11 protein-coding genes are annotated in these 10572 nt (G+C 37.8%); 4 read left to right on the top strand and 7 right to left on the bottom strand.

The features are described from left to right. Nucleotides 1-172: 172 nt before the first annotated feature. Together EKM93_RS11240 and EKM93_RS11235 are read right to left on the bottom strand one after the other, a co-directional pair. Nucleotides 173-1201 carry an alpha/beta hydrolase gene (locus EKM93_RS11240; protein ID WP_125715681.1) on the bottom strand — a complete coding sequence of 343 codons (1029 nt, stop codon included), beginning with the start codon at nt 1199-1201 and terminating at the stop codon, nt 173-175. Nucleotides 1202-1360: 159 nt separating this feature from the next. Continuing rightward, nucleotides 1361-1981, bottom strand: a complete 621-nt coding sequence (locus EKM93_RS11235; RefSeq protein WP_125715680.1) for a flavodoxin — start codon at nt 1979-1981, stop codon at nt 1361-1363. Between the two features lie 296 nt (nt 1982-2277). Here EKM93_RS11235 and EKM93_RS11230 point away from each other — a divergent pair, with 296 nt between their 5' ends. The 4 genes from EKM93_RS11230 (at nt 2278) to EKM93_RS11215 (ending at nt 6006) form a co-directional block, all read left to right on the top strand. Beyond that, on the top strand, nt 2278-3138 hold the full coding sequence (locus EKM93_RS11230; protein ID WP_125715679.1) for an aldo/keto reductase: 861 nt from the start codon (nt 2278-2280) through the stop codon (nt 3136-3138). Nucleotides 3139-3280: 142 nt separating this feature from the next. After that, on the top strand, nt 3281-4867 hold the full coding sequence (locus EKM93_RS11225; protein ID WP_125715678.1) for a cation:proton antiporter: 1587 nt from the start codon (nt 3281-3283) through the stop codon (nt 4865-4867). 82 nt (nt 4868-4949) lie between these two features. Then, entirely contained in the window at nt 4950-5408 is a 459-nt protein-coding gene (locus tag EKM93_RS11220) for a flavodoxin (RefSeq protein ID WP_125715677.1), read from the top strand. Nucleotides 5409-5544: 136 nt separating this feature from the next. Then, nucleotides 5545-6006: a MerR family transcriptional regulator gene (locus EKM93_RS11215; protein WP_125715676.1), complete on the top strand. Its 462-nt coding sequence runs from the start codon at nt 5545-5547 to the stop codon at nt 6004-6006. A 52-nt stretch (nt 6007-6058) separates the two neighbouring features. On the opposite strand, the gene EKM93_RS11210 is transcribed toward EKM93_RS11215, so the two are convergent. From EKM93_RS11210 to EKM93_RS13740, 5 genes are all read right to left on the bottom strand, one after another. Then, nucleotides 6059-6448 carry a MerR family transcriptional regulator gene (locus tag EKM93_RS11210; protein ID WP_125715675.1) on the bottom strand — a complete coding sequence of 130 codons (390 nt, stop codon included), beginning with the start codon at nt 6446-6448 and terminating at the stop codon, nt 6059-6061. A gap of 238 nt (nt 6449-6686) precedes the next feature. Further along, on the bottom strand, nt 6687-7427 hold the full coding sequence (locus EKM93_RS11205) for an SDR family oxidoreductase (RefSeq protein ID WP_125715674.1): 741 nt from the start codon (nt 7425-7427) through the stop codon (nt 6687-6689). A gap of 93 nt (nt 7428-7520) precedes the next feature. Further along, entirely contained in the window at nt 7521-8309 is a 789-nt protein-coding gene (locus tag EKM93_RS11200; RefSeq protein WP_125715673.1) for an SDR family NAD(P)-dependent oxidoreductase, read from the bottom strand. 87 nt (nt 8310-8396) lie between these two features. Further along, entirely contained in the window at nt 8397-9734 is a 1338-nt protein-coding gene (locus EKM93_RS11195) for an MFS transporter (RefSeq protein ID WP_225423707.1), read from the bottom strand. A gap of 697 nt (nt 9735-10431) precedes the next feature. Then, a complete protein-coding gene (locus EKM93_RS13740) occupies nt 10432-10554 on the bottom strand; it encodes a hypothetical protein (RefSeq protein WP_263853583.1) in 123 nt (40 codons plus the stop codon). Nucleotides 10555-10572: the final 18 nt, after the last annotated feature.

The raw sequence follows: 10572 nt of genomic DNA, 5'->3' as shown, positions 1-10572 counted from the left end.
CTAGTGATTCCGACTACTACGGCTCACAGTGGACTTTCACCACCAAGTTAGCACCCATGCCGAGCGCACCTAAAAAAGCCGTTATTGAAAAGATAGATTCAATAACGGCCCAAAATTGTTTGGAATTTATACTTTTATTTTAAGCCATGTTACATGGTTAATTCATTACTGATTAGAGACGGGTACTTAACCAATCCATTAACTTATCAGCTTCTTGCTTAACATATTCTGGCTTCCAATAAGTTTCGATATGTTGAGCCCCTTCAATTAAGAATAATTCGCGATCCTTAGTCCCAGTGGCATTAGCATAAGCTTTTTCAGTTAAATAAAAAGTATCTGCTGTCTTACCAGCCATCATTAACAGTGGCACATTGATCAAATCCATGTTTACAGATGCATCATATGTCATCAAGTTCAAGAAACTACTGCGAGTGTAAACGAATGATGATAATGGATGTGCATGTGTTTGGGCGTAGTAAGTGTAGCCATCACGGTATAAAGCGTAAGGTAATTTGGCAGCATCTTCTGGGGCCATTTCCTTCAAATCAGGCGTGTATTCAACTTCTTCGCCACGAACTTCTTTTTCACGAGCTTCAGAAGCGGCTGCTAAACGATCCTGAATCGTATTAACTTCTGAATCCATAAAGCCATTACGACGGACAAGACCAGAGTTAAAGGCTGATAAAGTAGCCACAACTTTGAAACGCTTGTCAGTTTGGCCAGCACGTAAAGTGTAGCCACCACCACCACAGATACCAAAGGCACCCATGCGATCATAATCAACGCCAGGGAATAAGGATAAAGCGTCAGCCATTCCATGAATGTCTTCAACCCGGTATGCTGGATTGTCAACCATACGTGGTTGGCCTTCAGAGGCACCTTGGTAAGAAGCATCAGCGGCGATGGCAATATAACCATTTTCAGCTAACTTTTGGGCAAACAAACCAGCAACCTGTTCCTTAACCCCACCATTTGGATGAGCAACCGTTAAAGCTGGGTATTTCTTCTTAGGATCATAATTAGCTGGCGTATAAACGTTCGCAGCAATCTTTAAACCGTTTAAAACATAGCTGATCGGATGAATATTTACTTCACCGGCTTTGTTTTCAGTAATAGCGTCCGCATAAACTAATCCCCAGGGATTATCGTTTACTTTTTGAATATCTTTAATATCAACATCTTTTAATTCCATTTTTGGCATTTTAAGGCCCTCCATTAATTGTTTGTTAAATCGACTAACTACAGTAGTCAGTTAGATAATACCCCTTAAACTCGACTTTAAGGCAACTATTTTAAATCGGAAAATCAATTTTTTTATCTTATTCAGCTGTTACCTCACATCCTTTCATGGTAGGTTATTTTACTTGGCTAAGTCATGATTCTTTAGATATTTAGTAATCGTACTAGTCTCATTTGCTCGGAAGCCGGTTTGTAATGTTACCCCAGTTCCTTTAGCCATTCGTTTGAGATATGGCGTACTTTCACTCATCGAGCTACTCATGCTGGTCGTGAAAGGCACGATTGTCTTGCCTTTCAAGTTATATATCTCAAAAAATGTATTGATGAACATTGGTGGCCGGTGATACCAAGTTGGAAAACCGATAAAGATAGTGTCATATTTTGAAACATCAATTTTATTCGTAATCTTTGGTCGCGCATTATTGTCAATTTCACGTTTAGCAACTTTGATCAGTTTGTTGTAGTCTGACGGGTAATTGGAAGAAATCTTCATTTCAATTAAATCAGCGCCAGTTTGCTTTTGAATTTCTTTAGCTGCTGTTCGTGTCGTACCAGAGTTTGAATAATAAAGAATCAATGTTTTAGAACGCTTACTAATAGCCCCAACCGTCGAACTGGAACCACTTTGACTTGGTGACTGAGAATTAGCGGCATTACTCGAACCACGATTAATAAAGTAATAACTGCCCCCTAACACAATAAGTATCACAATTATGATTAGTGCTAGAACATTCTTTTTCATAGCTTATTACCTCACTTCTTTGTTTTGTTCGTTTCAACAAAAATGATATTAAACCTTGAAGTCCACTTCAAAGCAAGCAATTATTTTAAAAAAATTGCCAAGTTTTAAAATTATTTCGTTTCTTTCTATATATATGACATTCAAAAACCATTATTTAAGAAAACTGTTCCTTGATAATTAAATTAGTCTGCACCTTTCAACTAAGGTTTTTCAATTAAATTCGATAAATCCATTGCCTTGAAGTCCACTTCAAGGTTTATAGTTGAATCATTCAATACAACAAGGAGCGATTATTCATGGAAACTGTAAAACTACATGATGGCAATGAAATGCCCGTATTAGGATTTGGTGTTTTTCAAATTAACGAACCCGGCGCCGCTGAACAAGCTGTTGTCGATGCAATCGAAACGGGGTATCAGTTGATTGATACTGCCCAGTCATACAACAATGAAGAAGAAGTTGGTAAAGGCATCAAACGGGCTAGTGTTGCTCGTGACCAATTATTCATTACTTCTAAGCTTTGGGTCAGTGATACGGGCTATGAAGCCACCAAGAAAGCTTTTGAAATGACTTTAAAGAAACTACAACTCGACTACTTAGATTTATATCTAATCCATCAACCATATGGCGATGTTTATGGCTCATGGCGTGCTATGGAGGATCTGCAAAAAGAAGGCAAGCTTAAATCAATTGGTGTTTCAAACTTTGAAAATGATCGGTTGATTGATTTAGCCTTGTATAATGATGTCACGCCAGCTCTAAATCAGGTTGAAATCAATCCATTTAACCAGCAAACTACCAGCATTGAATATATGCGTGATAAACACGTTCAACCCGAAGCTTGGGCCCCATTTGCAGAAGGTAAACATCATATTTTCACTAATGAAGTCCTAACAGAAATTGCCAACAATCACCATAAAAGCACCGGCCAAGTAATCTTACGTTGGTTAACTCAACAAGGAATTGTTGCGCTAGCAAAATCCGTCCATCAGACTCGCATGGCTGAAAACCTGAATATTTTTGACTTCAAACTCACTCCCGCTGAAATGACAGCCATCAGTACGCTTGATCGCCAAGAAAGCCAATTTTTCGACCATCGCGATCCGGCCGCCGTTGAACGTATCGCTAATTTGGTACGTCCTTCTTATAACAAATAGCCTTTAAAAATAAGCTGTGCTTCTTTTCTTGAAACACGGCTTTATTTTTTCATGAGTTTAACTGTTCCAAGTAAAAGACTTAGTGTAAAGTAAGTATTAGAAAGTAAGTATTAGATAGATATTTTCGAAAGTAGGTCCGCTCATGGCGTTATTTTTCTCATTCTTTGTCACCTTGATCGCAGTTGCTATCAGTAATTTTTTAGCCCGGTTGGTTCCAAAAATATCAGGAACTTACATTAACGTGCTTGTTGGTATTATTATTGCTTGGATTCCACTTACCAATAGATTAATTCTGACATTAAATAGCGATGTCTTTATGTTAACCATACTTGCTCCACTGCTTTTCTTTGAAGCCCAACGTACACCCATGTTGATGGTCCGAAAACGGCTAAAAAGTATTTTGGGAACAGCTGGATTCTTAGCGATTGTTTCAGCAATAATTGCCACAGTAATTCTACACAGTCTATTTGCGTTAACACTACCCATCGCATTGATCATTATCGCAATTTGTACGCCAACTGATGCAACAGCTTTAGAATCAGTTATTAGTGGTCGCGTCTTTCCTAGCACTACCAAGACGGCACTTTCAATGGAATCACTTTTCAATGACGCGGCCGGTTTAATTTTGCTGCAAGCAGCTTTACTGTGGCAGCAGACCGATCACTTAGGACTACTCGCAAACTTTGGTAAATTGATTTGGTCAGCTGGTGGTGGTGCAATTGTTGGCGCGCTATTGGCAATGATTTTAGCCTTATCCCGACAATACATTGTTCGTAGTAATGCTAATGTGATCTCCTCGCAGAATTTAATGTACATCCTAACGCCACTGATTATTTATCTAATTGCCGAAGCTATCGACGTTTCGGGAATTATCGCGGTGGTAACGGCTGGATTGATCCATAACAGCGAAGCAAGTCGTACACGCTTCGCCGCACCACGTCAAATGCACTTAGGCATTCAAACGATTAACTTTATGGATGAAATTTTAAATGGTTTCGTTTTTGTTATCTTGGGACTAAATCTTGAACGTATTTTCGTCGCTAACTTTACAAAGGCCACTTCTTCCTATGCATGGCTTTTAATTGGCGCAGTTGGATATCTAAGCCTCTTAATCTGTCGGTGGCTCTACGCCCGTTTTCTCATTGGCGACCGATCTAACCGAACCGCTACGCTATTTGCGCTGGGTGGGGTACATGGTACGGTTACGCTAGCAATGACTTTCTCCATTGCCAGTGAAAAATTAGGTTCAGGTGTCTTTTCTCAAATTGTTTTGATTGAAACGGTTGTTATTATTCTTAGCATGTTGGTGCCAACACTCATTTTTCATTATTGGTTGCCAGTCGACCTTGATGAACACAATCGCAATCAACAGACTGCAAAACTCCGCCATGAGATGGTTTTAGTAGGTATTAAACAAGTTAAGAGTATGTCATTACCTAAGGATGTCTGTAATTTAGTCATCTATGATATTAAAGATCAGGGCCAACACAATGGCATGCGATCATTTATTAGCCAATGGAAAGATGCTTCAACACAAAAAGAAGTACTCAATACCCTTAAGAGTGTTGAACAGCGCCGTGCATTAATGCAGGCCTTCAATGCCGAGCGTGATTATTTATATGATTTAGCTCGCCGACACGTTGCAAATTCAACGGTTATTTATGATCTGTATAGTGAGATATTATTAGCCGAATCATTAGTTTTAGATCCTCGTAATCAATTAATTTAAAAACTTTTCATTAACTACTTGCTTTGAAGTCCACTTCAAGGTTTAAGATGAATTCATCAATTAAACGAAGGAAGACTTAGATATGTTAATTCTTTATTTTTCAGCAACTGGTACTACTGAACAGGCTGCTAAATTGTTACAAACCAAAACTGGCGCCAAACTCGTTGAGTTACAAATTGATCCGGCCTATCCAAGTAGTTATGATCAATTAACTGGTATTTCAAAGGACCAAATTGATCAAGATATTCATCCAAACATCAAAAATCTACCAGACTTAACTGACGAAAAAACTATTTTTATTGGTTTTCCCATTTGGTATCAACAATCACCGATGTTCATTAACACCTTCTTTGAACAAGCAGATTTGAAAGGTAAAGTTGTGATTCCATTTGCAACTAGCATGAGTACCCCAATGAGCGCAAACACGCCATTCTTGAAAAAGATGGCTGCTAATACTGGTGCGATTTTACAAGGTGGCTTTTTAGGTAATAACGAAAAAGTCATGACGACGTACTTGACTGATCGTGCGTTATTAAAGTAATGCCAATATCGTGTCATAGAACAACTGTTAACTAGTCGTTTTAGAGGCCTCTACAGAGGTCTTTTTTTCTTGATTTAGCGACCTATTTAGACAATAATTAATCTACAGAAACTATATAAGGTGATGATTTAATATTATGATTACGATTCAGGAAGCAGGAAAACGAATGGCTCTTTCACCTTCTGCAATTCGCTATTATGACCGCAAACACTTAATTCCAGATGTACAACGTGACGAGCACAATAACCGCGTTTTCCAAGAACGTGATTTAATTTGGATCAAAATGGTCAAAACGCTTCATGAAATAAACATGCCTATTAATGAAATTCGTGACTATGTCACTTTAGCACGCACTGGTAAAACAACATTAAACGAACGTATGGTATTGATGACTAAGCAACAGGAATTATTATTAAATCAAATGAAACAAGCTGAACTACGCTACGTTATGGCCAGCCGGTGGATCAATCATTACGTCAATGTCATGACTGATACAAATTTAGACAAGTTCCCTGATCACGTTAATAAAGACTTTACCGAAACTCTCAAGGAAGGCTTCAGCACTGAATTAGAATTGAATTCATCCTATAATCAATAACTTCATCAGAGACAAAAAGGGCCGAGCTGCTTTAATTTACTCGGCCTTTTTGCTATTCCCAAATTGGAGCTACATTTTCATCATGCTTATTCTGCAGCTGGCTACTAATCATTCTATACGTCAACAGACTCTTGATATTCTTTAAGCGAATAATCTGATTTTCTAGCTCATTCGATTCTTCAATCAGTAGCTCAGTCTGTGCCTTTGAGACATCTTTATTTACAGCAAGCTTACTCAAGGTTGCAAAATCAATTAATAATTCATCGGAGATACCCAACTGTCGCAAAGATTTAACAAGGTAAATCCAATTTAAATCACTAGTTGAATAATCTCTATTTCCTTTTACCGTCCGCTTAACTTCCGGTGTAAGACCAATTCTTTCATAGTAACGTAAATCATCAGTGGGTACATCAAACAATTCAGCAGCCTTTTTAATATTCATATCGTCACTTCCATAATAAGTAGTTGTATTCAAATACAACTCATAGTTTAAACTTTGAACCTAACTCCAACGCAAGCAATTATTGTATTTTATTTCAGGCGTAAATATCGTTGAGTACTCTGATCTTAGTTGACTGGCCAGCACAATTCCTGTTTTTGTTTTCTAAACAATAAAAGACCAATCAGGTTTGCTCTACGGCTCCTGATTGGTCTTTTAGATCAAATCCGATCTTACTTAATTAAGCTTGGGCTGTTGGTCGCACAATTATCTCATTGATTGCCGTATCAGCTGGCATATTAATTGCACTCTCAATTGCCTCAGCAATCCGATCAGCCGGCACTGCTAACTTAGCATGTGCCTTAGCAACCCGTTCTCTGGTAGCTTCATCGGTAATATGGTCAGCAATTTCAGTTGCGGTTGCTGCAGGTGAAATTGCTGTCACTCTGATATTACTGCCCGCAGCAGCCTCTTCTTGTCGTAATGCTTCACTAATCATCGTAACTCCCGCTTTAGTGGCAGAGTAAACACCACCTCCAGCATGAACTGCGTGAGCAGCTACGGAGGCTGTATTAATGAATTGACCAGATTTTTGTTCTCGCATGATTGGTAACGCGGCATGAATACCGTGCAACACACCACGTAAGTTAACATCGATCATCCGGTTCCAATCTTCTACACGGTCTTGAATAAGCGGTGAATGTGGCATTAATCCCGCATTATTCATCCAAACATCGATTCGTCCATATTGATTCATTGCTTTTTCAGCCAACTGTTCAACTGAATGAATATCTGTTACATCAGTAATTTCATAAACCGCTTCACCACCAGCATTGACAATTTTATCTACTAATTCTTGCAACCGTTCTTCACGACGAGCACCTAAAACTAACTTATGATTGGCTTTAGCCAACCGTAGAGCAGTTGCTTCACCGATACCACTAGAAGCACCGGTAATCACAATAACTTTACTATCCACGATATAATTCCTCCTAAAAAATCCAGTATAAATTCCAATTGACTAATTAATTCTACGTCTTAAAGTCGGCTTTAAGGCAATACTTTTTTGTTGTTTTTATAAACTCTGATTTCGATCAGAGCTTCCGGCAAAGTCAAAGTGATTATCTGAAAGTTCAAATTCAAAGCTCTGTCTATTGATACCACCAACGAAGTGATCATCACTATGGAACAACTGCAATAAAAAGTCGGCGGATTGTTCACTGGTAAAATATGATTCCCCAAAAGCATGGTCATAATCATACTCAGTCACATCATTAGCTACTTTACCAAAGTTTGTTTGTGTAGCTGCTGGAGCAAACACTTTAGCTTTAAGTGCTGATTGTTTATGCTTTAACTCCAGTGCCAAATTCTCTGTAAATGCACTCACAAAAAATTTAGTTGCACAGTACGTAACGCAAGTTGGAACCATCAAATATCCGCCAGCGGATGAAACATTAATCAATTGCGAACCGGAAACATTCTCATAGTCTTTTACATAGAGCATGGACAATAACGTCATCGCAGTAACATTTAAACTGATCATAGCGTTTGCTTTTTCAATATCTTGGTCCGAAATTAATTTATAGTCACCAAAACCCGCATTATTAATCCAGCATTTTATGTGAAATTTTTTCAACGACTCATACATCTCACGTAATGACTTCTCAGATGTTAGATCTACAGAATATACAACTGTTGAAATATCAGGATACTTTGCTTTGATATTATGCGAAACAGTATGCAATTTATTAAGATCACGCGCAATGAGAATCAAACCATAACCTTCAGAAGCAAATTTCTCTGCTGTAGCAGCACCAATACCACTAGATGCTCCAGTAATTGCAATCATTTCAGTGCTTATCATTTTAATCATCCTTTCAAAACAAACATATGAATTAAAAACTCAATTATGATCTTAAACTTTGAAGTCTACTTTAAGGCAATACCTTTTTTACTTTTTATTTTTAATTGCGATGATGACAACCGCTATCGTTGATAATGCAAGATAAATCGTCACAATTCCTGTTGAAACTCGATAATTCAGACTAAAATTCAAAAAATGTGATCCAACAGCCACAGCAAGTGCTAATCCAACTGAGCCACCGATCTGATGAATCATGTTAATCACCCCTGACGCTGCACCAGCCAAGTTACGATCTGTATTGGCAATACCTGCAGTAGTCAAAGCGCTCAAACTGAATCCTTGACCAATACCTAAGAAAATCATTGGTAATGCAATTGCCCAAATATATCCCGCTTGAATACCGATAAGTGTGGATAGACCTGGACCAATCAAAGTTGTTGTGACACCAATAATCAAGAGTTTGGTATTTCCCCATCGAGCAGATAGACGTGACGTCAACATTGCTGAAATAAACTGTATTAACGTCATTGGAAGGAACGCTGCACCCGCCTGTAATGGTGTAAAGCGATAAACATTTTGCATAGCTTGTGGTGTCAAAAACCAATACGACATCATAGCACCCATATAAAAGAATCGTGCAAAATAAGCACAGCTACGTTCCCAATCTACATAAATTTTTAATGGCATTAAAGGCACAGTAGTATTTTTTTCGATCAATACAAAGAAGATTAATAATACTGCTGCCAAAATCCCTGTCAATATTTTGTATTGCTCACCGACAATGCTATAGATTAAGAGTGATAGGCCTAAAATTGAAAGAGCAGTTCCAGCCAAATCGATTTTTTGTTCTTTCTTTTCCGTGTAATCCTTAACGAAAATAACTGTCAAAACGAATAATAATATTCCCACTGGTACATTTACGAAGAATCCCCAACGCCATGTCCAAAAACTGGCAATTAATCCACCGATTACTAAGCCAAAGCTAGCACCAATTCCTGCCGTAGCACCATAAGCTGCGATCGCACGAATCCTCATTTTACCCGTGTAACTATCCATCAGTAATGCTAAGGTCGTTGGAGCTAGAATTGCTGATCCAATGCCTTGAGCGGCACGCATAAGAATAATCATCAGACCATTCACTGATGCTCCTACAAATAATGAGCTGATGCTAAAAATTAGCAATCCAACTAAAAGCATTTTTTTGCGACCAAAAATATCACCCATCCGACCGCCGATTAATAATAATCCGCCAAAGGTTAAGGCATATGCAGTGCTAACCCAGGATAATGACGTGGCAGTTAACCCTAAGTCATTAGATATTTTAACTGTGCTTGTAAAGATTATTGAGTTATCCAATACCAACATAAAGTAGCTAATCAAGATAATAGGTAAAACCATACCAAATTTACTTCTATTTGAATTCACGTTTACACACCCTCATCCATTTCAATGTTTTCTACGATAAACCTTGAAGTGGACTTAAAGGCAAGCTGTTTGATAAAAAATATGTGTGTCATTTACTCTCAAAAAAGAAAAAAACAACAATCAAATTTACAAAAAATTCACTTATTGAATAAAATTTAGATAAATTCTGTTCTTTTCGAATAAGACATATCATATGTCCATTCAGTAAATCTTTGTGCCAAAGAATTTGCCCAAATTTGGTTATCATAGATTAGCATTGATTAATGCCCCTTCTTTTTTGAATTCATAAAAATATGGATGCTTTTTTATTTAAAAATAAAAAGCCCAATAAATTGGGCTTCTGAGCTAATTCAGATCTTATTTTTATCCTTGACTATTTCGAACGCTTGCCGGAGTACCATTCTACCATTGAATCGTACTCATAGTAATTTCTCCTTGTCGTATCAACGTTTGTCGCGTGTTGAGTTTTATATTTTATAAAATTTGTAAGGCCAATCTTACGCGTAACAGCAGTCATAACCCTTATGAATTTTACGTGAAGGTATAAAGGGTTTCATCGTTTTTTTAAAGACATCCCTTATCCTTTATCAGCGCACTGTAAAAGAAAAGATAACCTAAAATTTGATCAGCTTATCTTCAATTTTACCATTTTCCAAGTGATTTTATATAGTGACGTTGCTTCCAATAAGGAAAACTTTCATGAACTTGCGCCACCGGTACTATTTTCTAATGTAGGTTCATCACTTAAAACCTCCCGCAAAACCGGAACCTTCACTGGTTTGCCATTTAACAATGTCCCAAATCGCTTTTTAAATGTCAACGAAAAAGCGCAATCTCT

Source organism: Agrilactobacillus yilanensis (genome assembly GCF_003946725.1).
Taxonomy (GTDB): domain Bacteria; phylum Bacillota; class Bacilli; order Lactobacillales; family Lactobacillaceae; genus Agrilactobacillus; species Agrilactobacillus yilanensis.
This window is presented reverse-complemented; position numbering and strand designations above follow the sequence as displayed.